The 21,896-nt window shown below is 62.2% G+C and carries 18 protein-coding genes; 14 read left to right on the plus strand and 4 right to left on the minus strand.

Going from position 1 to position 21,896, the window contains the following annotated elements; translation table 11 throughout:
• Positions 1-98: 98 nt before the first annotated feature.
• Positions 99-716: a hypothetical protein gene (locus AC0L28_RS22755; protein WP_473480305.1), complete on the minus strand. Its 618-nt coding sequence runs from the start codon at positions 714-716 to the stop codon at positions 99-101.
• Positions 717-1,328: 612 nt separating this feature from the next.
• On the opposite strand from AC0L28_RS22755, the gene AC0L28_RS22760 reads away from it, so the two are divergent.
• Positions 1,329-2,027 (plus strand): hypothetical protein, encoded by a 699-nt coding sequence (locus AC0L28_RS22760; RefSeq protein WP_473480307.1) that lies wholly within the window; start codon positions 1,329-1,331, stop codon positions 2,025-2,027.
• A 50-nt stretch (positions 2,028-2,077) separates the two neighbouring features.
• Positions 2,078-3,058 (plus strand): hypothetical protein, encoded by a 981-nt coding sequence (locus tag AC0L28_RS22765; RefSeq protein ID WP_473480309.1) that lies wholly within the window; start codon positions 2,078-2,080, stop codon positions 3,056-3,058.
• A gap of 34 nt (positions 3,059-3,092) precedes the next feature.
• On the opposite strand, the gene AC0L28_RS22770 is transcribed toward AC0L28_RS22765, so the two are convergent.
• The 3 genes from AC0L28_RS22770 to AC0L28_RS22780 form a co-directional block, all read right to left on the minus strand.
• Entirely contained in the window at positions 3,093-4,304 is a 1,212-nt protein-coding gene (locus AC0L28_RS22770; RefSeq protein WP_473480357.1) for a tyrosine-type recombinase/integrase, read from the minus strand.
• A gap of 497 nt (positions 4,305-4,801) precedes the next feature.
• Positions 4,802-5,764 carry a GDP-L-fucose synthase gene (gene fcl / locus AC0L28_RS22775; RefSeq protein ID WP_287175683.1) on the minus strand — a complete coding sequence of 321 codons (963 nt, stop codon included), beginning with the start codon at positions 5,762-5,764 and terminating at the stop codon, positions 4,802-4,804.
• A gap of 143 nt (positions 5,765-5,907) precedes the next feature.
• The gene (locus tag AC0L28_RS22780) at positions 5,908-7,062 is read right to left on the minus strand and encodes a dihydrodipicolinate synthase family protein (RefSeq protein ID WP_287175685.1); all 1,155 of its coding nucleotides are present in this window, start codon (positions 7,060-7,062) and stop codon (positions 5,908-5,910) included.
• A 239-nt stretch (positions 7,063-7,301) separates the two neighbouring features.
• Here AC0L28_RS22780 and AC0L28_RS22785 point away from each other — a divergent pair, with 239 nt between their 5' ends.
• The 12 genes from AC0L28_RS22785 to AC0L28_RS22840 all read left to right on the plus strand — a co-directional run bounded on the left by AC0L28_RS22785 (position 7,302) and on the right by AC0L28_RS22840 (position 21,889).
• Positions 7,302-8,345 (plus strand): LacI family DNA-binding transcriptional regulator, encoded by a 1,044-nt coding sequence (locus AC0L28_RS22785; RefSeq protein WP_023798089.1) that lies wholly within the window; start codon positions 7,302-7,304, stop codon positions 8,343-8,345.
• The gene (locus AC0L28_RS22790; RefSeq protein ID WP_473480311.1) at positions 8,342-9,361 is read left to right on the plus strand and encodes a Gfo/Idh/MocA family protein; all 1,020 of its coding nucleotides are present in this window, start codon (positions 8,342-8,344) and stop codon (positions 9,359-9,361) included. Before AC0L28_RS22785 ends, AC0L28_RS22790 begins: the two co-directional genes overlap by 4 nt.
• A 10-nt stretch (positions 9,362-9,371) precedes the next feature.
• The gene (locus tag AC0L28_RS22795) at positions 9,372-10,973 is read left to right on the plus strand and encodes an acyl CoA:acetate/3-ketoacid CoA transferase (protein ID WP_473480313.1); all 1,602 of its coding nucleotides are present in this window, start codon (positions 9,372-9,374) and stop codon (positions 10,971-10,973) included.
• Complete coding sequence (locus AC0L28_RS22800; protein WP_473480315.1) at positions 10,966-11,742, plus strand: enoyl-CoA hydratase/isomerase family protein; 777 nt, start codon at positions 10,966-10,968, stop codon at positions 11,740-11,742. The genes AC0L28_RS22795 and AC0L28_RS22800 overlap by 8 nt, the downstream gene beginning before the upstream one ends.
• 20 nt (positions 11,743-11,762) lie before the next feature.
• Positions 11,763-13,274: an aldehyde dehydrogenase family protein gene (locus AC0L28_RS22805; RefSeq protein WP_473480317.1), complete on the plus strand. Its 1,512-nt coding sequence runs from the start codon at positions 11,763-11,765 to the stop codon at positions 13,272-13,274.
• A 59-nt stretch (positions 13,275-13,333) separates the two neighbouring features.
• Positions 13,334-14,587, plus strand: a complete 1,254-nt coding sequence (locus tag AC0L28_RS22810) for an ABC transporter substrate-binding protein (protein ID WP_473480319.1) — start codon at positions 13,334-13,336, stop codon at positions 14,585-14,587.
• A gap of 165 nt (positions 14,588-14,752) precedes the next feature.
• On the plus strand, positions 14,753-15,709 hold the full coding sequence (locus tag AC0L28_RS22815) for a carbohydrate ABC transporter permease (RefSeq protein ID WP_091600425.1): 957 nt from the start codon (positions 14,753-14,755) through the stop codon (positions 15,707-15,709).
• Positions 15,706-16,650 (plus strand): carbohydrate ABC transporter permease, encoded by a 945-nt coding sequence (locus tag AC0L28_RS22820; RefSeq protein WP_091600410.1) that lies wholly within the window; start codon positions 15,706-15,708, stop codon positions 16,648-16,650. Before AC0L28_RS22815 ends, AC0L28_RS22820 begins: the two co-directional genes overlap by 4 nt.
• A 4-nt stretch (positions 16,651-16,654) precedes the next feature.
• Positions 16,655-17,770: an ABC transporter ATP-binding protein gene (locus AC0L28_RS22825; RefSeq protein WP_091600409.1), complete on the plus strand. Its 1,116-nt coding sequence runs from the start codon at positions 16,655-16,657 to the stop codon at positions 17,768-17,770.
• A gap of 5 nt (positions 17,771-17,775) precedes the next feature.
• Entirely contained in the window at positions 17,776-19,278 is a 1,503-nt protein-coding gene (locus tag AC0L28_RS22830) for a GMC oxidoreductase (RefSeq protein ID WP_473480322.1), read from the plus strand.
• Between the two features lie 208 nt (positions 19,279-19,486).
• Positions 19,487-20,248 (plus strand): 3-ketoacyl-ACP reductase, encoded by a 762-nt coding sequence (locus AC0L28_RS22835; RefSeq protein ID WP_091600407.1) that lies wholly within the window; start codon positions 19,487-19,489, stop codon positions 20,246-20,248.
• A 12-nt stretch (positions 20,249-20,260) separates the two neighbouring features.
• Entirely contained in the window at positions 20,261-21,889 is a 1,629-nt protein-coding gene (locus AC0L28_RS22840; protein ID WP_473480324.1) for a GMC family oxidoreductase, read from the plus strand.
• The last annotated feature ends 7 nt before the right edge of the window (positions 21,890-21,896 follow it).

The following is a 21,896-nucleotide window of genomic DNA, read 5'->3' on the forward strand; positions in this document are numbered from 1 at the left end:
GCGGCCCTCTATCGAGCAGGTCATGAATTGGTTCCTTCGAATTGGTGATTGTCGAGAAGGTGACGGGCCAGGACGAACCCGGCCCGTGGCAGCGCCGGTTACTTCGTCGCCAACTGGCGAGGGTGGATCAGGCCGAGCTGATAGTAACTGCGGTCGAGTTGGGGGCTGTCGGGGTAGTCCAGGAACTTCAAAGTGAACATGCCCTTGGCTTTGACCTTCATTATCCGGGCTTCGAAGAAACCCTCGTCTGGGCCTTCCGATGCCAGCACGATGCTGCCCACAGCCAAACCGGCCCACGGGTCGGCCAAACCGCCGTTGCCACCCTGACCGCCCTCATCATTGCCCTCGCCATGGCCCGCCACGGGCTCAGGCGAGCCCGTTGATGCGTTTTCGGGGCTGTCGGCGGCCTTGTCGTCGCCTGACCCGCTGTCGCGCTCGTCAGCGACGCCCGCAAGGGCTGCGATACGCTGATAAGTTTCGGCCTTCACGAACGGCACGAAAGCCTTGCCGCTATCGAACAGCTTGCCAGCAGGAAGGCGCATGACAATCTCGGGTGCTTCGCCGGGCTCAACGCGATGCGAATGCATCCCCATCAGCCTCGCTGCGCTTTCCGCCGCCTCAACATCAGGCAACAGAAAAATCGAGGCATGAGGTTTGCGGCTTTCATCTCGGCCAAAAACAATCAGCGAGGAAGTGGTTTCGGAAGCCACCTTCATTGAGCAGCCTCCAGAAATGCGAAGGGGCCCAGAAGGCCCCTTACGGTGTGATTTGAATGCTGCCGACATGGCGTGTCGGGTCGATCTGTCAAAGGCATGTCAACGCTCCTGTTAGGGTCTGGCCCAGCCCGTCGGGCGACGCAGCTTGCCGCAAACATACTATCAGGAAAATATTCCTATGTCAAGAATCCAGGTAAAATCAGGCAGTTAGCTCCTAAGGCTCCCTCATCGAGGATGGCGCAGCGGCCTGCGGCTTTGATCGTAAGGCCACGCTTCGCCTTTTTGCTGCGGCCTGTTTCGCTCGACCACGGAAGGTGTGTTCAAAGGATAGTCGTGAAAGCGTGAATCGAAGCGTTGCAGAAGTACTCACCACGCGCTCGTCGAATTTTTTGCCGCGTTTCGCTAATCCGTTAGATGTAAATATCTTCCGATAACCGTCTCATTAAATCGGTTGCCGGAGCAATACCTACATCCTATATCCCGTTGATTTTTGTATCTTTTTCCAATTGTGGCTTTTTACACGCGGATTTTCTTGCATAGCAAATCAGTTTTTCTTAGTAGATTGTACCCCACGGTCGCAAAAGAAACGTGGGGCAAAAGGGAGTTGGCCTCATGTTTAAGACACCTGCAATCCCCGACAGCATTCGTCGGTTGAAGCCACCGATGGACTTCGTCAACCCGCTACAGATCGGGATAGATGGCCCGAACCTGTTTGGCACGGAAACTCTATGCGGAGATTGGGACGGGGACCTATTGCTGTTGGCGCAAGATTTTGCGCCTGCCAATGATGTGCGAGCAGTCCTGAAGAAGCATGGCTCGAAAGGCGCTTGGCGTCACAATGATGGGGATGGCCGTTATGGCATCGGAATGATCACCAACGAAAACATTTGCCGTCATCTTGGAGGCATTGGAAGGAACATTGACCTCGCAGGTAGAAAATCGTTCGACAGCGGGGTGCTTTACGGCAACGCCTCATTCTTCCTCAAGGAGGGGAATGTCTCGCCAACCAAGGGGGTCAAGGCGTCGGCACCGGTATTTGCGTTCGTTACCAAGAAAATGCCGAACCTGAGAGTTGTAGCTTGTCTTGGTAAGCCTGCGTTCGAGGGCGTAATGGGCTGGCTAGGAAGTTCCGGTGACTGGCGAATGCATATGAATGCGCGTAAGCCGGTTAGGCACGGTGATTTGTCGGTCTTTGCGCTGGCTCACCCCGGTCAACTCGGGATCAATGGTCGCCTGCCGAGCGCGACCTATTCAGAGCGACTGGCGGCCATCGAGGCAGACTGGAAGGCCGTGGGAAAGGCGCTGAACTGAGGTGGCGAACCAGCCCAGAAGCACAGTGCCAGTCGTATGAAGGGTGTTTCATGTCTGATATCACGCCAGCCCATCGGTATCTCGCTGAAGAATTTCTGATGGCCCTTGACGATCTCTCTAAGTCATTCTCAGGGAACTGGTGGCGTGACGTATTGCTCAGACCAGATGTCGTCATAGCGATCCGACGCAATTCGATTAATGTCTACAACCATGGCGCTTCGATCTTTAAGATCGATTGGAACGGCAGAACGATTTTAATATCCACACATGCTAAATACCTTGTTCGGCAAGAGCAGCAATATATCCCACTCACTGAGTCCGGGTTCGAGATTACGACAGATAAGCTTTTTTGGCGAACCTATGAAGGACCCAAAACACTCGATTCAATGATAGGGGCGGCGAAGAGGCTTGCAGGGTGGGAAAAGACTGGCCTGCATCCCATGCTGGTCAACGATCCGAAGGTGATTGATGCCGAAATTGCGCTAGTGCGCCCGACAGAAGCCGACAAGGACGATGAGGAGGGTGAGAAGATCCTAGCTCCTCCGGCGGCAAGGCGACAGGATCGGCTGGATGCCGCGGTGGTCCGCAATTCAGCGGAAGGTCCTGTTATAACGTTCTATGAGGCGAAGGACTTCTCTAACGGGGATTTGCGAGCGCTCGGGGACGCTCCACCGGCTGTGCTTACCCAGATAGCGGCCTACGAACAGGCATTGTCTGCCTATGCCGCGTCGCTGGCAGCAGGATATGTCAACGTAGCAAGGGCGTTGGTGAAGCTGTCTGCCATGCGGCAACATGTGAGGGGAGATGGCTTCAACGGGCTACTCGATCCGTTGGTGTTGAGCATCGCGGAGGCCTCATCACCTCCAATAATCGACTGCAAGCCGCGGCTCCTGATCTTGGGGTTTGACAGCGATCAGCGTGATGGCAGCGGGTGGCGATCCCATTTAGCAAAACTGAAGGCGGCGGAGGTGCTTGGACCTAATCGCGTACAAGCTGTCGGCAGCGCCAACCGCCAGACGCGATTTTCCTAACAGTTGAAAGCGATAGCCTCCCGATTGGGATGCCTCATTGGCCGCCTGCCAGCTTCTTGGCGATTTCATCTGAGATCGCGTCTGCAGCTGTTTGAACCGGCCCCTTGGCAAGGTGGGCGTATCGCTGGGTAGTGCGCGCTTGACTATGGCCTAAGAGCTTTCCGACCACATAGAGGCTTTGCCCCGATGACACCGCCGAACTTGCGAAGCTGTGTCGCAAATCGTGCAAACGGAAATCACCGAGACCGGCCCTGATGCGAACAGCATCCCAAATCTTACGAATCCCAACCACCGGACCATCTCCCCTCCCAGATGGAAAAACCCATGGGGAGTTTGCAAACCGAGGCATATTCTTCAGCAGTTCCTTGGCAGCGTTTCCAAGATGAAGCTGGCGCGCGCCCGTTTTGCTGTCGGGCAGCGAAACCAAGGCATTTTCTAGGTCTACCCAACTCCATTGAAGACCAAGAGCCTCGCTCTTCCGACATCCTGAAAGCGACAAGAAGCGAATGGCCGCCAACGCCATGGGGTTGGTTCCCGCAGCTTGTTCGGCCGCAAGGGCCTCCCCTAGCCGTTTGAGCTCCTCAGAGTTGAGGTACCGATCGCGGTTCCGGAGCGAGAACTTCTTGATCCCCTTCGTGGGGTTATCGTGTCGGATGCCCAACTCAATGGCGAACGTCATAATTGAAGATAGAAGGTCTAGGGTTCGGTTGGCGGTCCCCGGCCCTCCCTTCACGATTGCTCGACCCCTTGGACCGGTCTTCTGATCGATCGCTGTTTTCCCGGCCTTCACGGAGGAAAAGAAGGACTGGACATCAGGTTTGGTAAGAACACGAACATCCTTGTCGCCGATGAGCGGAATGATGTGGCGAATTGCGGAGCTACGGTCACGTGCGAGCGTGGATGGCTTCTTATGGGCAGAAGCCTGCTCGAGATATTTTTCCCAAAGCTGCCTTACCGTAACTACAGCCTTTTCAGCCGGTTTCAGTGCCGGATCGATACCAGAAGCCACTAACCCACGCAGGCGCATAGCCTCGTCTCGTGCGCGATCCGGGGACCAAGGCTGCCCGTACTCCCCAATTGTTACGCGTCGAGGGGTGCCGGACTTGCCTACACGGTACTGAAGGACAAACACCTTTTTCCCCAATGGCGTTACCTTGACACCAAACCCCTTCAAGGCATCGTCCCACCAAAAGGTGTCCTTCTCCCCGGCGACCAATTCATCGACGGAGCGTTTCGAAATTCGCATCTTCACTGCAATCAGTCCCCCTGTCAGCAATCGCGTAGTAATCAAAATGCAGGGAAAAGTATAGGTCTTGCGGGTAGGCTTGCAGTGATTTTTCCAATGATATCAGTGAAAGCGGGATACTGAAAGTTCACCCGGGACTTCTAAGCTTGATATTGACATTGCAGGGGTCACAGGTTCAATCCCTGTCACGCCCACCATCCAGACAATCCGCCGTCTCTCGTACCCGCAGATTTACGGGTGCGTCCAAGCTGGACCGCGTGAATGCCGTATTTTTGAGAATGCCAAGCTGGCCCCAGCCAAGCTTCTCAATTCAAGTCGGCTGAGAATATCTTTTCGGCTACATCGACGATATGAAATCTGGTGTCCGTTGGAGGCATCGCTCTTCCAGGTGCATCCGAAACGGCATCCAACATGTCGGCGAGCGGCTTTGCATTGGACACGGCCAACAGACGGCCGCCCAAGCCGTCATGTCTGGTGGCATCAATCAGCGTCGACGATCAAGCCGCGCCGAGGCGGAGATCGCCCGTCTCGATATGCTGGAGAAACCACGCATAGGTCTGCTCCAATCCGCTCTGAAGCGAGTAGCGCGGCCGCCAGCCGGTGGCAAACAGGCGCGACACGTCCATCAGCTTGCGCGGCGTGCCGTCCGGCTTCGTCGCATCGAATGTGAGCGCCGTCTCGGCGCCGACGACGGAGAGCATGGTGCGGGCCAGCTCGGCAATGGTGATGTCTTCGCCCGAGCCGACATTGACGTGGCTGTCGCCGGCATAGTTTTTCAGCAGCCAGACCAGAGCGTCGGCGGCGTCGTCGACATGCAGGAACTCGCGCATCGGCGTGCCCGATCCCCAGACCTCCAGGGTTTTGTCGCCGGCGCGCTTGGCCTTGTGTGCCTTGCGCATCAGGGCTGGTACGACATGGCTGGTGGAGAGGTCGAAATTGTCGCCGGGGCCATAGAGGTTGGTCGGCATCGCCGAGATGTACTCGACACCGTATTGGCGCCGATAGGCCTGGCACAGTTTCAGCCCGGCGATCTTGGCGATCGCATACCATTCGTTGGTCGGTTCGAGCGGACCGGTCAGCAAGGCATCCTCGGAGATCGGCTGCGCCGCAAACTTCGGATAGATGCAGGACGAACCGAGAAACAGCAATTTCTGCACTTCGTTGCGGAAGGCGCTCTCGATGACATTGGTCTGCATGATGAGATTGTCCTGCAGAAAATCGACCGGCAACCTGTTGTTTGCCAGGATACCGCCGACCTTGGCCGCCGCCATCACCACCGCGTCCGGCCTGTGGCCAGCCATCCAGCGCCGCACGCCGGCCTGGTCCATCAGGTCGAGTTCATCGCGGGATGCGGTCAGGACCTCGCAGTCCTCGTCCGCCAGCCTGCGCAATATGGCCGAGCCGACCATGCCACGATGCCCGGCCACGAAAACGCGCTTGCCCCTTAGGTCGAAATCCATTGGCGTATCCCTATGCAGAACGGCCGCTTTGACCATCTGGCGTCGGCGCGCCGGATGAACCTGCTTCGGACGCATAGCGCATTCAGATTTGCCCGGACAAGGCAAATCGGAGATTCGGGCGAGCTCTTCTTGTCGTATGGCGGTCAGACACCCGCCACGGCGCACAGGCTCTTCATTCTGGCGACGGCAAGCTCCGGGTCGGCCAGCGATCCGGCCTGGTCGGCGAGGCGGAACACATCGGCATAGTGGCAAATGCCGCGTGCCGACTGCATGCCGCCGACCATCGAAAAATGGTCCTGGTGGCCGTTCAGCCAGGCCATGAGGACGATACCGGCCTTGTAGTATTCGGTCGGCGCCTCGAAGATTTTCCGCGACAGCGATACCGTCGGCGCCATCAGCGCGTCATAGCCTGAACGGTCGCCAGCGGCCAGTTTCGCCAGCGCGGCATTGGCGACCGGCGCGATGGCGTCGAAAATCCCGAGCAGCGCGTGCGAATGTCTCTCGCCATCGCCGGCGATCAACTCGGGATAGTTGAAATCGTCGCCGGTGAACATGACCACGCCTTCCGGCAGCCGGTTGCGCAGGGCAACTTCTTTGCCGGCATCGAGCAGCGATATCTTGATCCCCTCGACCTTGCCGGCGTGGCGTTCGATGATGGCGACGACCGTATCGAGCACAGTCTCGAAATCATGGCTGCCCCAATAATTCTTCAGCGCCGGATCGAACATGTCGCCCAGCCAGTGCAGGATGACCTTGCCGGATGCCTGGGACAGGATGCGGTCATAGACGCTGGCATAGTCTTCGGGACCCTTTGCGACAGCCGCCAGCGCGCGGCTGGCCATCATGATCGCCTTGCCGCCGAGGCCTTCGATGAAATCGAACTGCTCCCCATAGGCCGCGATGACATCGTCGAGCGTCCTGGCGGCGCCTGGCGCCAGATGGTCTGTTCCGGCGCCTGAGGCGAGGTCGGCGCCCTCGACGGTTCGCGCCTCGGCGATCGAGCGGCGGACCAATTCCCTGGCGTTTGCCCAGTCGAAACCCATGCCCCGCTGCGAAGTATCCATCGCCTCGGCGATACGGAAGCCGAGCCGCCACAGATGATGGCGGAACGCCATCGTGCGCTCCCAGTCGACCGCGGGATGAGACCACGGATCGGTCGTCGCCAGGGGATCGGCAACGACATGGGCGGCGGCATAGGCGATACGCGAAAACCGCGCGCCGATCACCGGCTGTGCCGGCTGGCCGACAAGGCGGTAGCGAGTGCTGCGACCGCCCTCCCCGGGCAAGGCAATGTCCATCGATCTCTCCCTTCGTCGCGCTATTAAATGGAACGTTCCAACAAATCAAGGACCTTTGTGGATTCTCGATCTATACCCCAGAATGCTGCGTCGCAGCGAAGAAAGCCGTTTAAGAGCGGCATTTAAGCGCCGACTGCCGGATTTCTCGAATTCTGGAAAAATCCTTATTGACTCAAATCCAGCCCAGAATTAGAACGTTCCAATAAATTCGGCCGGAAAACACCGGAGGACGTATCTGAATGGCCAGCAGGCCCAAGGCGACGATACTCGACATTGCCCGTGAGGCGGGCGTGTCCAAGTCGACGGTGTCGCTGGTGCTGCAGGGCAGCGGGCTGATCCGACCTGAGACTGCGCTAAAGGTTCGCAAGGCGATCGAGGATGTCGGCTATGTCTACAACCGCGGCGCCGCCAATCTGCGCAAGGCCCATTCCAACGTCATCGGCATGGTCATCAACGACCTTACGAACCCGTTCTTCGCCGAAATGGCGGTCGGCATGGAGCGTGTGTTCCAGTCGGCGGGCATCGTGCCGTTCATCGCCAACACGGCGGAAAACCCGGTGCGCCAGGAAGAGGTGCTGAAATCGCTGATGGAGCAAGGTGTCGCCGGGCTGATCGTGTCGCCGGCGCGCGGCACGACCCCTGGTGCTTTCCGTCGCATCGAGATGGCGGGCCTTCCGATCGTCTTCACCATGCGCCGCCTTCCTGAAAGCCGCATCCCGGTGATAGCGCCCGACAATCATCGCGGCGCCTGGCTCGCCACCGCCCATCTGATCGGCAAAGGGCATCGCCGGCTGGCGTTCTTCGGCGGCTCATCGGATCTGGTGGTCTATCACGAGCGGCTGGGCGGTTTTCGCGAGGCTTGCGAGGGGCTCGGCATCGCCAAGCGCGATACACTGGTCGTCGAAGGCGAAACCAGCCGCAAGGGCGGCATTGCCTGCCTGGAGACGGCCCTCGCCATGGCCGAGCCGCCGACCGCGGCGCTGTGCTTCAACGATGCGGTTGCCTTCGGCGTCATGCTGGCGCTGCGCAAGCGCGGCCTCGAGCCCGGCGCGGATTTCGCCGTTGTCGGCTTCGACGACGTGATCGAAGCCCAGCACTACATGCCGGCGCTGACCAGTGTCGCGGTGGATTCGGCAGGCCTCGGCGAGCGCGCCGCCCATGTCATGCTGAAGATGATCCAGTCGCGCACCACCCGCGCCGAGGATCATATCGGCGCCGTCAACCTCGTCGTCAGGGACAGTTGCGGTCCTGATCGCCGTGCCGGAATGGGAGACGCGGCATGACCGTCAGATGGGGACTGATCGGCGCAAGCACGATCGCCAGGCAATTCGTGATCAACGCCATTCGCGCGCAACCGAACAGCGAGATCACGGCGGTGATGAGTTCCAGCCCGGAGCGCGCTACGACCTATGCCAAGGAGAACGGCATTGCGCTCGCCGTCTCGACGCTCGATGCATTGCTCGGCTCCGACATCGACGCCGTCTACATCTCGACCACCAACGAATTGCATCTCGAACAGGCATTAGCCGCCATCACCGCGGGAAGACATGTGTTGTGCGAAAAGCCGCTGGCTCTGACCAGCGCCGATGCACGGAAGATGGTCGCCGCCGCCAAGCCGGCCGGCATCGTGCTCGGCACCAACCATCATCTGCGCAATGCCGGCTCGCACCGGGCGATGCGCGAAGCCATTGCCGACGGCCGCATCGGCAAGCCGATTGCTGCGCGCGTCTTCCACTCGGTCTATCTGCCCGAAAATCTGCAGGGCTGGCGCATAACCAGGCCGGAAGCCGGTGGCGGCGTGGTGCTCGATATCACCGTGCACGATGCCGACACGCTGCGCTTCGTGCTCGGCGACGATCCGCTCGAAGTTTCGGCGTTCACCCAGGCCGCAGGCATGGCTAGCGGCGGGCTGGAAGACGGCGCCATGTGCATCTGGCGCTTCAGATCGGGCATCATCGCCCAGTCGCATGAAGGCTTCACCACCGAATTCGCCGGCACCGGCTTCGAGGTGCATGGCAGCGAAGGCTCCCTGATCGCGAAAGATGTGATGACGCAGAAGCCGATCGGCTCTGTGCTGCTGCGCACGGCAAAGGGCGAGGAGGAATTGAGCTTCGACCGCGAAGATCTCTATGTCCGTTCCCTGCGCCAGTTCCACGCGGCGATCGGTGGCGAAGGCCAGCCGTCGGCCACCGGCGAGGACGGCGTCTGGTCGCTGGCATCAGCCGAAGCGGCGTTGCAATCCGCGAAGTCCGGAAAATCGGTCGCGATCGATCCGAATCCCCGATCGATCCAAAAATAAGGGGCGCAGCGTGAGCAAACTCGTCTCCGCAGCGCAAGCCGCCAGCCTGATCATGGACGGCATGGTCGTTTCGGTGTCGTCGTCGAGCGGTCTCGGCTGCCCGGATGCGGTGCTCGCCGCGATCGGCGAGCGCTTCGACGCGGAAGGCCATCCGAAGAACATCACAACGCTGCACCCGATCGCCGCCGGCGACATGTACGGCATCAGGGGTATCGACCATCTGGCCAAGCCCGGCCTGTTGAAGCGCACGCTGTGCGGCTCCTATCCGTCCGGCCCTTCATCCTCTGAACCGCCGCAGATCTGGAAGATGATCGGTGACAATTCGGTCGCCGCCTACAACGTGCCCTCAGGCATCCTGTTCGACATGCATCGCGAGGCCGCTGCCAAGCGCCCCGGCGTGCTGACCAAGGTCGGCCTCGACACCTTCGCCGACCCGCGTCATCAGGGCTGCGCCATGAATGCGGCGGCCAGCGAGCCGATCGTTTCGGTGCAGCAGTTCGACGGCGAGGAATGGCTCTATTTCCGCTCGATCGTGCCTGATGTCTCGATCATCCGCGCCACCACCGCCGACGAGCGCGGCAACCTCACCTACGAGCACGAGGGCGCCTATCTCGGCGGGCTGGAGCAGGCGCTCGCCGCCCGCAACAATGGCGGTATCGTCATCGCGCAGGTCAAGCGCGTCGTCGAGAACGGCACGCTGAAGCCGCATGACGTGCGCGTACCCGGTGTGCTGGTCGACCATATCGTGGCGGCGCCCGACCAGTTGCAGACGACGCTGACACCCTACGACCCGGCAATCTCCGGCGAGATCTTCCGGCCGCTGTCGACTTTCCGCAACGCCGAGATGAGCGTCCAGAAGGTCATCGCGCGGCGCGTCGCCATGGAGCTTGCCGACGGCATGGCCGTCAACATTGGCTTCGGCATCTCGGCCAACGTGCCGCGCATCCTTATCGAGGAGGGCCAGCACGGCAAGGTCACCTGGGTGATCGAACAGGGCGCGGTCGGCGGCGTGCCGCTGCTCGATTTCAAGTTCGGCTGCTCGTCGAACGCCGACGCCTTCATGCCTTCGCCACACCAGTTCATCTACTTCCAGGGCGGCGGTTTCGACGCCTCGCTGCTGTCCTTCCTGCAGATCGACCGCCATGGCTCGGTCAACGTGTCGAAGCTTTCGGCGCGGCCGCATGTCACCGCCGGCGCCGGCGGTTTTGTCGACATCACCGCGCGGGCCAAGAAGATCGTCTTTTCCGGTTTCTTCAATGCCGGCGCCAAACTGTCGCTGGCCGATGGCGGCATCCGCATCGACGGGGAAGGCAAGGTCAAAAAAGTGGTCGGCGAGGTCGAGCACATCTCCTTCTCGGGCAAGCGCGCTGTCGCGCAAGGACAGGACATCACCTATGTCACCGAGCGCTGCGTCATGAAGCTGACGCCGGATGGGCTGATGGTGACGGAGTTGGCACCCGGCATCGACCTCGAGCGCGACGTGCTGGCGCAGGCCGAGTTCCCCCTCGCCGTCGCTAACGACCTGAAGGTCACGCCGGACGCGCTCTACCGTGACCGGCCGATCGGACTGTCGCTCAATGGCCGCGCCTCGCTTGGAGGCGCGCATGTCTGAGCGTCTCGTCAGCTTTGAAACAGACGGCGACCTCGGCATCGTCACGTTGCGCCGGCCGGAGAAATTCAACGCGCTCGACATCGCGATGCTGCGCGCGCTGGACGCCGCGCTCGATACGGCCGAGGCCGCGGACGGCGTCCGCGTCGTGCTGCTGTGCGGCGAAGGCAAGGGTTTTTGCGCCGGCGGCGACGTCGAAGCCTGGTCGCAAATGAGCGCCGCCGATTTCCAGGTGCAATGGGTTCGCTACGGCCACCGCGTCTTCGATCGGCTGGCGCGATTGCGGCAGCCGACGATCGCCGTTCTGTCCGGCCATGCGTTGGGCGGCGGGCTGGAACTGGCGGCGGCTACAGACTTCCGCGTCGCCGAGGCGCAGGTGAAATTAGGTTTTCCGGAAACCTCGATCGGCGTGGTGCCCGGCTGGTCCGGCACGCAGCGCGCGGTGCGCCGCTTCGGCGCCCAGACCGTGCGGCGCATGGCGCTTGGCGGAGAACTGTTCGTGGCTGCCGAAGCACTCGTTCTGGGCATCGTCGACCGGGTGGTCGAAACGGGCAACGCATTCGCCGAGGCCAAGGCCTGGGCCGGCAAGATCGCCGAGCGCGGCCCGCTGGCAACCGAAGCCGCCAAGCTGATGATCGCGATCGCCGAAGGCGAGGACAGTGCCGCCGCAACCGAGGCGCTGGCCAGCGGCTTCATCGCGCTGACCGGCGATCTCAAGGCCGGTGTCGACGCTTTCAAGACCAAGCAGAAACCAGCGTTTTCAAGATCATGAGAATGCGAGCGGAACCTCACATGAACTTGCCCCTCACCATCGCCATGCCCGCCGAGGCATCCGCGGCACCGAAGACCTACCGGCTGCTGATCGACGGCAAGTTCGTCGATGCCCGCGACGGCCGCACGCTGGAGCGCAACAGCCCCGGCCACGGCTTCACCGTTTCGCGCTATGCGCAAGCCGGCGCGGCGGAAGTCGAGGCGGCGGTACAGGCCGCGCACAAGGCTTTCGAGACCGGCCCCTGGCCGCGTATGAAGGCCGGCGAGCGCGCCGCGATCCTGCTCAAGGCGGCAGACCTGATCGAGGCGCGGCTCGAGGAGATTGCCCGGCTCGACGCGCTGGAATCCGGCAAGCCGATCGCCCAGGCGCGCGGCGAGATCGGCGGCGCCGTCGACATCTGGCGCTATGCCGCGGCGCTTGCCCGAACGCTGCATGGCGAGACCTACGCCAATCTCGGCGACGCCATGCTGGGCGTCGTGCTGCGTGAACCGATCGGCGTCGTCTCGATCATCACGCCGTGGAATTTTCCGTTCCTCATCGTCAGTCAGAAACTGCCGTTCGCGCTCGCCGCCGGCTGCACGGCGGTGGTCAAGCCGAGCGAGATGACCTCGGCCTCGACCTTCGTGCTCGGCGACATCCTGATGCAGGCCGGCTTGCCGGATGGCGTTGTCAACATCCTCGCTGGACTGGGCGCCGATGTCGGCGCGCCGATGGTCGCCCACCCGCTGGTCGAGATGGTGTCGTTCACCGGCTCCACCCGGGTCGGCAAGGTGACCATGGCGTCGGCTGCGAACGCGCTGAAGAAGGTCTCGATGGAGCTCGGCGGCAAGAACGGCCAGATCGTCTTTCCGGACGCCGACCTCGAAGCCGCGGCCGACGCAGCGGTGTTCGGCGGCTTCTTCAACGCCGGCGAATGCTGCAACGCCGGCAGCCGGCTGATCGTCCATGAGGCGATCGCCGACGACTTGCTCGGCGCAGTGAAGGCGCTCACCGCCAGGGTCACCGTCGGCGATCCGCTCGACGACAGAACCAAGGTCGGCGCGATGATCTCTTCCGAGCATCTTTCCAAGGTCACCGGCTACGTGGCGGCGGCGGCAAACGACGGCAGCAGCGTCTATAGCGGCGGCAAGCAGATCGCCTCCAGTGCCGGTCAGTATCTCGATCCGACCATCCTTCGCGGCGTCACCGAAGACATGGCCATCGCACGTGAGGAAGTGTTCGGCCCGGTGCTGTCGGTGCTGACGTTTGGATCGATTGAAGAGGCGTTGCGCATCGCCAACAACACGCCCTATGGTCTATCGGCGGGTGTGTGGAGCGCCAGCATCGACACCTGCATGTCGGTGGCGCGGAGTGTGCGTTCGGGAACCGTTTGGGTGAACACGTTCATGGAAGGTTATCCCGAGCTGCCTTTCGGAGGCTACAAGCAATCCGGTCTCGGACGCGAACTCGGCAAGCGCGCCGTCGAGGACTATACCGAGGAAAAGACAATCCAGTTTCATCGCGGCCAGCGCACCGGATGGTGGGTCGGCTGAGCTGTGAAGAACCCGGCGGACAGCCGCCGGTCGTGTAGCTGCAACAAGGGAGGAAGTACATGTTGCGCAAACTGCTTATCGGAACGGCTCTCGGCTCGGGTCTTGCGTTCGCGGCCCATGCCCAGGACGTCAAGGAAGTCGAGATGCTGCATTGGTGGACGTCTGGCGGCGAAGCGGCTGCCTTGAACGTGCTCAAGGAGGATCTGGCCAAGCAAGGCTTTGCCTGGAAGGACGTGCCTGTGGCCGGCGGCGGCGGCGACGCCGCCATGACCGCGCTGAAGGCGATGGTCGCGGCGGGCAACTACCCGACTGCCTCGCAGATGCTCGGCTATACCGTGCTCGATTACGCGGCTGCCGGCGTAATGGGCGACCTGACCGAGACGGCGGTAAAGGAAGGCTGGGACAAATCCGTTCCGGCCGCCCTGCAGAAATTCTCGGTCTATGACGGCAAGTGGGTCGCGGCTCCGGTCAACGTCCACTCGGTCAACTGGCTGTGGATCAACAAGGCGGTGATGGACAAGATCGGCGGCACCGAGCCCAAGACCTTCGACGACTTCATCGCGCTGCTCGACAAGGCCAAGGCGGCGGGCGTCATCCCGCTCGCGCTTGGCGGCCAGAACTGGCAGGAAGCCACCATGTTCGATTCGGTCGTGCTGTCGACCGGCGGACCTGAGTTCTACAAGAAGGCCTTCAACGACCTCGACGAGGAGCAGCTGAAGTCCGACACGATGAAGAAGTCGTTCGACAACCTTGCCAAGCTCGTCACCTATGTCGACCCGAACTTCTCCGGCCGCGACTGGAACCTCGCCACCGCCATGGTCATCAAGGGCGATGCTCTGGTGCAGGTGATGGGCGACTGGGCCAAGGGCGAATTCAACGCCGCCAAGAAGACCCCGGACACCGACTTCCTGTGCTATCGCTTCCCGGGCACCGACGGCAGCGTGGTCTACAACTCCGACATGTTCGGCATGTTCGACGTTCCGGAGGACCGCAAGGCCGCCCAGGCCGCCTTGGCCACCGCAACTTTGTCGAAGAGCTTCCAGTCGGCCTTCAACGTCGTCAAGGGCTCGGTCCCGGCCCGCACCGACGTGCCCGACACCGATTTCGACGCTTGCGGCAAGAAGGGCATGGCCGACCTGAAGGCCGCCAACGAAGGCGGCACGCTGTTCGGTTCGCTGGCGCAGGGCTATGGCGCGCCGCCGGCCGTCGCCAATGCCTACAAGGACGTCGTCTCGAAATTCGTCCACGGCCAGATCAAGACCTCGGACGAGGCCGTGACCCAGTTGGTCAACGCAATCGAAGACGCCAAATAAGAACCAGGCATGAAAGGACCTTCCCCGCTCCGGTGGGGAAGGTTCCACCAAGCCAGGATGGTCGGCTTCTGGTCGGAATGGCGCCGGCGATCAACCAACACGCCCCGTCTCGACGGGGCTATCCTTCCCCGCCTGGCGGTGAAGGGACCCGCGAGGGAGGAGCCCATGACAACGGTCGCGACCCAGATCAAGCTGACGCCGGAGCATAATGCGCGCCCGGGCGCGTCGGTGCGTTCGCGCCTGCAGGACGCGCTGCCGAAGATCGTGCTGGCGCCAAGCTTTGCGATCACCATCGTCTTCGTCTACGGCTTCATCCTGTGGACGGTCTATCTGTCCTTCACCAACTCCAAGACCTTCCCGTCCTATGCGCTGACTGGGCCGCGTGCCTATCAGAGGCTATGGCGCTGGACCTTCGAGAGCGACCCGCCGTCGAGCTGGTACACGTCGATCACCAATATGGGCATTTTCGGCTTTCTCTACATCTTCATCTGCCTGGCGCTCGGCCTTTTCCTGGCGATCCTGCTCGACCAGAAGATCCGTGGCGAAGGCATGTTGCGGCCGATCTATCTCTACCCGATGGCACTGTCCTTCATCGTCACCGGCGTCGCCTGGAAATGGTTCCTCGATCCCGGCCTTGGCCTCGAGCAGACGCTGCATCAATGGGGCTGGACGAGCTTCCATTTCGACTGGATCAAGAACAAGGATTTCGTCATCTACACCGTGGTGATCGCCGGCGTCTGGCAGGCCTCGGGTTTCATCATGGCGATGTTCCTGGCCGGCCTGCGCGGCATCGACGGGGAGATCATGAAGGCGGCGCAGATCGACGGCGCAACCACGGTCCAGCTCTATCGCCGCATCGTCATCCCGCTGCTGCGGCCGGTGTTCCTTTCGGCCTTCATCGTGCTCGCCCACCTCGCCATCAAGTCCTACGACCTGGTCGTAGCACTGACCAGCGGCGGGCCGGGCGGCTCGGCCTGGCTGCCGTCGAACTTCATGTACGAGTACACTTTCAAGCGCAACGAAATGGCCGTCGGCTCGGCCAGCGCCGTGATCATGCTGATGACCATCACCGCGATCATCGTGCCCTATCTCTATTCCGAGCTCAGGGAGCGACCGCGATGAGCGTCATTGCCACGCCCACTCGCCAGAGCACTGGCGGCATCAGCGCCAGGACCGTCAACCGCATCGTCATCTACGGCCTGCTGGCGCTGTTCGCGCTGTTCTACCTGATGCCGCTGTTCGTCATGCTGGTGACCTCGTTCAAGACAATGGACGAGATCCAGAACGGCAACATGCTGGCGCTGCCGCAGGCGCCGACCTTCGAGCCGTGGCTGAAGGCGTGGGGCGAGACCTGCGTCGGCCTGACCTGCGCCGGCATCAAGGGCTATTTCTGGAATTCCATCAAGATGGTGGTTCCAGCGGTGCTGATCTCGACGCTGCTCGGCGCGCTCAACGGCTATGTGCTGACCAAATGGCGCTTCCGCGGCCACACGCTGGTTTTCGGGCTGATGCTGTTTGCCTGCTTCATTCCGTTCCAGTCGGTGCTGTTGCCGATGGCGACGATCCTCGGCAGCCTCGGCCGCTTCGGCGTGACGCTGCGAAACGCAACGGGATTTTCATTCGGCTTGGGCAATCCGACGGTCAATCTGGTCTTTGTCCACGTCGTCTACGGGCTTGGCTTCACCACTTTGTTCTTCCGCAATTATTACGAGGCGTTCCCGACCGAACTGGTCAAGGCGGCACAGGTCGACGGAGCCAGCTTCTTCCAGATTTTCCGGCGCATCATGCTGCCGAATTCGATGCCGATCTTCGTCGTCACCGTCATCTACCAGTTCACCAACATCTGGAACGATTTTCTGTTCGCCTCGGCCTATGCCGGCACCGGTGACGCGATGCCGATGACCGTAGCGCTGAACAACGTCGTCAACACCTCGACCGGTGTCGTCGAATACAACGTCAACATGGCGGCGGCGATGATCGCCGCACTGCCGACCCTTCTCGTCTATGTGGTCGCTGGCCGCTATTTCGTGCGCGGCCTGATGGCCGGCGCCGTCAAAGGATAATCGAATGGCTTTTCTCGAAATTGATGGGCTGAGGAAGCGGTTCGGATCGGTCGAGATCCTGAAGGGCATCGACGTTGATCTCGAAAAGGGCGGCTTCCTCGTGCTGGTCGGCCCGTCCGGCTGCGGCAAGTCGACCTTGCTCAACACCATCGCCGGCCTGGAAAGCATCACTGAAGGCGAAATCCGCGTCGACGGCCGCACGATCAACGATCTCCACCCTTCGAAGCGCGACATCGCCATGGTGTTCCAGAGCTACGCGCTCTATCCGAACATGACCGTCGCGGGAAACATTGCCTTCGGCATGGAGATGCGCGGCGTGCCGGCCCACGAGCGCCAGAAGGCGATCGACAAGGTGGCGAAGGTGCTGCAAATCGGCCACCTCCTGCAGCGCAAGCCGAGCCAGCTTTCCGGCGGCCAGCGCCAGCGCGTCGCCATGGGCCGGGCGCTGGTGCGCGACCCCAAGCTGTTTCTCTTCGACGAGCCGCTCTCCAATCTCGACGCCAAGCTGCGCGTCGACATGCGCATCGAGATCAAGCGGCTGCACGCAACCACCGGCACCACGATCGTCTACGTCACCCACGACCAGATCGAGGCGATGACGCTGGCCACCAAGATCGCGGTGATGCGCGACGGCGAGGTGCAGCAGTTCGGCACGCCTGCCGAAATCTACAACAACCCGACCAACCTGTTCGTCGCCGACTTCATGGGCTCGCCGGCGATGAACCTGATCCCGGCGACGATCGGCGGCAATGGCAACGCGCTTTCCGTGGTGCTGCAGCGCGAGGCGCGCGAGCCGATCTCGCTGCCGCTGGCCGATGCGCCGACTGGTCTGTCGGCATTCCACGACAAGCCGATCATTTTTGGCGTCCGTCCCGAGGCCCTGACCGATCCTGAAGGAGCCGAACGCAACGCATCGAACATCGCCACCGCCGATTGTCACATCGAGGTCGTGGAGCCGGCCGGCTCCGACACCTTCGCCGTCACCAATCTCGGCGGCAAGGCGGTGGTGGCGCGTCTGCGCGCCGACGCCAACATCCAGCCCGGCACCAGCACGCCGCTCGCCTTCAACCTGACCAAGGCGGTGTTCTTCGATCCGGCGACCGAGAACCGCATCCTCTGACAGCCATGACAAACCCGGACATCGTCATCATCGGCTCCGGCATCGGCGGCGCCACGATCGCTTCCGGCCTTGCCGGCAGTGGCGCCTCGATCCTGATGCTGGAGCGCGGCGAACTATTGCCGGCGACGCCGCACACGCGCGACACGCGCGCCATCTTCGTCGTCGGCCACTACCGGCCGAAGGAGATGTGGCGCGAGGCCGGGGGTGCTGCGTTCAATCCCGGCAATTATTACTATGTCGGCGGCAATTCGAAATTCTATGGCGCGGTGCTGATCCGCTACCGCAGGCAAGACTTTTCTGTCATGGAGCACTATGGCGGCGTCTCGCCGGCCTGGCCGTTCTCCTATGAGGAATTCGAGCCCTGGTATTCCAGGGCCGAGCAGCTTTTTCGCGTGCGCGGCGCACTCGGCGAAGACCCGACCGAACCGTTCCACTCGATCCCCTACCCCTTCGGGCCGGTGCCGGACGAGCCGCCGATCGCCCGCGCCCGCGCCGAACTCATGGGCCTCGGCCTGCATCCGGCATCGCTGCCGCTCGGAGTCGACATCGATGCCTGGCTAAAGGACGGCAAGACAGGCTGGGACGCGTTTCCCAACACCGGGACCGGTAAGGTCGACGCCCAATCGGGGCCGCTGACAGCGGCACTTGCCGACCGGAACATCAGGCTCGAGACCGGTGCTCATGTCGAATACCTCGAAGCCTCATCGGATGCCAGGACGATCGCCGCCGTTCACTATCGCCAGGATGGCAGGCTGAAGAAAGTGACGCCGAAACTGGTCATCCTCTCGGCCGGCGCGGTCAATTCCGCCGCCATCCTGCTGCGTTCGCCGTCCCCGAACGGAAACGGCCTTGCCAACCGCTCCGACCAGGTCGGCCGCAACTTCATGAACCACAATTCGAGCGCCATGCTGGCGATCGATCCGCGCCGCAGGAACACCTCCGTCTACCAGAAGACGCTGATGCTCAACGACTACTATCTATCCGACGGCAAGGGCGGCAAGCCGCTCGGCAATGTCCAGCTTCTCGGCAAGATCGACGGTCATATGCTGAGGGCCAACGTCAAGCTTGCGCCCAAATTCGCGCTGGACTTCATGGCCGGCCACGCCGTCGACTGGTATCTGATGTGCGAGGACCTGCCGGACCCCGAAAGCCGCATCATGGTCGACGGCAAGGACATCGTCATGCAGTGGCGGCGCTCCAACATGCAGTCGCTCGACGGGCTGACCAGGGTGATGCGCGAGAACTTCCGCGCCTGCGGCTATCCGATCGTCCTGTCGCGGCCTTTCGACAAGCGCACGCCGTCGCACCAGTGCGGCACGGTCAAGATGGGCGACGATCCGGCGACCTCGCCGCTCGACCCGTTCTGCCGCTCGTTCGACCACAAGAACCTGTTTGTCGTCGACGCTGGCTTCCTGCCGAACTCGGCCGCGGTCAATCCGGCGCTGTCGATCGCCGCACAAGCGCTGCGCGTTGCCGACCACATCCGCAAGAGCGAGCTTGTCCTATGATCGGTCTGCGCCGCCCCTCATCCGCCTGCCGGCACCTTCTCCCCGTGAACGGGGAGAAGCCCGCTGGCCGCAACCCCGGCGCCTTTTTTGCAACGCTGGCGATTGGCGAAGCAGGCGATGAAGGCGTCCTTGTCCCCGTCACTATACGGGGAGAAGTGCCCGGCAGGGCGATGAGGGGCGGCGCTGACGTCCAAAGGAACATCTTCACATGAGCCGTCCGGCAGCCATCATCACCGGCGGCGCGCGCGGCATCGGCCTTGCCTGCGCCGAGGCGCTGGCCGATGCCGGCTTCGATATCCTTGTCGTGGACCTTGCCGAAAAGGCCGGCGACGGGGTTGCCGCTGACATCACCGCCCGCGGCGCGAAATTCGCCTACCATTGCGGCGACATTGCCGACCTCGACGACCATGCCGCATTGGTCGATGCCGCGACGAGCGCCTTCGGCCGCATCGACTGCCTGGTCAACAATGCCGGCATCGGCGCCGTGGTACGCGGTGACCTGCTGGAATTGAAACCGGAAAACTTCGACCGGATCCTCGCCATCAACCTGCGCGGCACCGTCTTCCTCAGCCAGGCCGTTGCCAGGGCGATGCTTGCGGCGCCGGGTGACCACCCGAAATCGATCATCACCATCACCTCGGTCAGCGCCGAAATGGCCTCGCCGGAACGTGCCGACTACTGCATCTCCAAGGCCGGACTTTCGATGTGGGTGAAAACCTTGGCGCTACGCCTCGCCGCCGAAAACATTGGTGTATTCGAGCTGCGGCCGGGCATCATCCACACCGACATGACCGCGGGGGTAACCGCCAAATACGATGCGCTGATCGACGGCGGGCTGGTGCCGGCAAGGCGCTGGGGCGAAGCCGCCGATGTCGGCGCCGCCGTAGTGGCACTCGCCGGCGGCAAACTCGGCTTTTCGACCGGCTCGATCATCAATGTCGACGGCGCGCTGTCGGTGCCGAGGCTGTGAAAAGGTGACGCCATGACCGACTACATAATCGTCGGCGCCGGCCCGGCCGGCTGCGTGCTGGCCAACCGGCTGAGCGAAGAGCCATCGAATTCAGTGCTGCTGCTCGAAGCGGGCGGCAAGGACTGGCACCCGCTGATCCACATGCCGGCCGGTTTCGCCAAGATGACCAAGGGCATCGCCGCCTGGGGCTGGTCGACCGTGCCGCAAAAGCACATGAAGGACCGCGTCTTCCGATACACGCAGGCCAAGGTGATCGGCGGCGGCTCCTCCATCAACGCCCAGATCTACACACGCGGCAATGCCCGCGACTACGACGCCTGGGAGAAGGAAGAAGGCCTTGCCGGCTGGGGCTATCGCGACCTGCTGCCCTATTTCAAGCGGGCCGAGAACAACCAGCGCTACGCCAACGATTTTCACGGCGACCAGGGTCCGCTCGGCGTGTCGAACCCGATTGCGCCGCTGCCGATCTGCGAGGCTTATTTCCGCGCTGGGCAGGAGATGGGCATTCCCTTCAATCCCGACTTCAACGGGGTAGCCCAGGAAGGCGTCGGCTATTACCAATTGACGCAGAAGAACGCGAGACGCTCCTCCGCCTCGGTCGCCTATCTCAGGCCGATCCGCGCGCGAAACAACCTGACCGTCAGGACCGATGTGCTGGTCACGCGCATTGTCATCGACAAGGGCCGCGCCGTCGGTGTCGAGATCGTCGACAGGCCGGGCGGCCAGCCGACGACCTTGCGTGCCGAACGCGAAGTCATCGTCTCGTCCGGCGCCATCGGCTCGCCGAAGCTCTTGATGCAGTCGGGCATCGGCCCGGCCGACCATCTGAAGTCGGTCGGCGTGACGCCGGTGCACGATCTGCCCGGCGTCGGTTCCAACCTGCAGGATCATCTCGACCTGTTCGTCATTGCCGAATGCACCGGCGACCACACCTACGACAACTACGCCAAGCTGCACCGGACGGTATGGGCCGGCCTGCAATACCTGCTGTTGAAAAAAGGCCCGGTTGCCTCCAGCCTGTTCGAGACCGGCGGCTTCTGGTACGCTGACCCGACCGCCGCCTCGCCCGACATCCAGCTCCATCTCGGCCTCGGCTCCGGCATCGAGGCCGGTGTCGAAAAACTGAAAAATCCGGGCGTGACGCTGAACTCGGCCTTCCTGCGCCCGCGTTCGCGCGGCACGGTGCGGCTGAACAGCGCCGACCCCGCCGACCACCCGCTGATCGACCCGAACTACTGGTCCGATCCCTACGATCGTGACATGTCGATCAAGGGGCTCAGGCTGGCGCGCGAGATCATGCGGCAGAAAGCGCTAGCCCCCTACGTGCTGCGCGAGGTGCTGCCGGGACCGGCACTCACCAGCGACGACGAGCTGTTCGACTATGCCTGCCGCAGTTCCAAGACCGACCACCACCCTGTCGGCACCTGCCGCATGGGCCATGATGCGATGAGCGTGGTGACGCCCGATCTCAGGCTGCGTGGCATCGAGGGCCTGCGCGTCTGCGACGCCTCGGTGATGCCGCGCATCCCCTCCTCCAACACCAATGCGCCGACGATCATGGTCAGCGAAAAGGGCGCCGATCTGATCCTTGGCCGCGACCCGCTGCCGCCGGCCGTGTTTTCCACCAACCAAGCGGCATGAGATTCCA

Source organism: Mesorhizobium sp. WSM4847, from assembly GCF_055811335.1.

What these genes read in the sequence shown, in the direction of transcription:
- AC0L28_RS22790 (WP_473480311.1), top strand. Translation starts at nt 8,342, where the DNA reads ATGACCGTCAGATGGGGACTGATCGGCGCAAGCACGATCGCCAGGCAA.
- AC0L28_RS22820 (WP_091600410.1), top strand. Translation starts at nt 15,706, where the DNA reads ATGAGCGTCATTGCCACGCCCACTCGCCAGAGCACTGGCGGCATCAGC.
- AC0L28_RS22840 (WP_473480324.1), top strand. Translation starts at nt 20,261, where the DNA reads ATGACCGACTACATAATCGTCGGCGCCGGCCCGGCCGGCTGCGTGCTG.
- AC0L28_RS22835 (WP_091600407.1), top strand. Translation starts at nt 19,487, where the DNA reads ATGAGCCGTCCGGCAGCCATCATCACCGGCGGCGCGCGCGGCATCGGC.
- AC0L28_RS22815 (WP_091600425.1), top strand. Translation starts at nt 14,753, where the DNA reads ATGACAACGGTCGCGACCCAGATCAAGCTGACGCCGGAGCATAATGCG.
- AC0L28_RS22825 (WP_091600409.1), top strand. Translation starts at nt 16,655, where the DNA reads ATGGCTTTTCTCGAAATTGATGGGCTGAGGAAGCGGTTCGGATCGGTC.
- AC0L28_RS22760 (WP_473480307.1), top strand. Translation starts at nt 1,329, where the DNA reads ATGTTTAAGACACCTGCAATCCCCGACAGCATTCGTCGGTTGAAGCCA.
- fcl (WP_287175683.1), bottom strand. Translation starts at nt 5,764, where the DNA reads ATGGATTTCGACCTAAGGGGCAAGCGCGTTTTCGTGGCCGGGCATCGT.
- AC0L28_RS22800 (WP_473480315.1), top strand. Translation starts at nt 10,966, where the DNA reads ATGTCTGAGCGTCTCGTCAGCTTTGAAACAGACGGCGACCTCGGCATC.
- AC0L28_RS22830 (WP_473480322.1), top strand. Translation starts at nt 17,776, where the DNA reads ATGACAAACCCGGACATCGTCATCATCGGCTCCGGCATCGGCGGCGCC.
- AC0L28_RS22810 (WP_473480319.1), top strand. Translation starts at nt 13,334, where the DNA reads ATGTTGCGCAAACTGCTTATCGGAACGGCTCTCGGCTCGGGTCTTGCG.
- AC0L28_RS22805 (WP_473480317.1), top strand. Translation starts at nt 11,763, where the DNA reads ATGAACTTGCCCCTCACCATCGCCATGCCCGCCGAGGCATCCGCGGCA.
- AC0L28_RS22755 (WP_473480305.1), bottom strand. Translation starts at nt 716, where the DNA reads ATGAAGGTGGCTTCCGAAACCACTTCCTCGCTGATTGTTTTTGGCCGA.
- AC0L28_RS22770 (WP_473480357.1), bottom strand. Translation starts at nt 4,304, where the DNA reads ATGCGAATTTCGAAACGCTCCGTCGATGAATTGGTCGCCGGGGAGAAG.
- AC0L28_RS22780 (WP_287175685.1), bottom strand. Translation starts at nt 7,062, where the DNA reads ATGGACATTGCCTTGCCCGGGGAGGGCGGTCGCAGCACTCGCTACCGC.
- AC0L28_RS22765 (WP_473480309.1), top strand. Translation starts at nt 2,078, where the DNA reads ATGTCTGATATCACGCCAGCCCATCGGTATCTCGCTGAAGAATTTCTG.
- AC0L28_RS22785 (WP_023798089.1), top strand. Translation starts at nt 7,302, where the DNA reads ATGGCCAGCAGGCCCAAGGCGACGATACTCGACATTGCCCGTGAGGCG.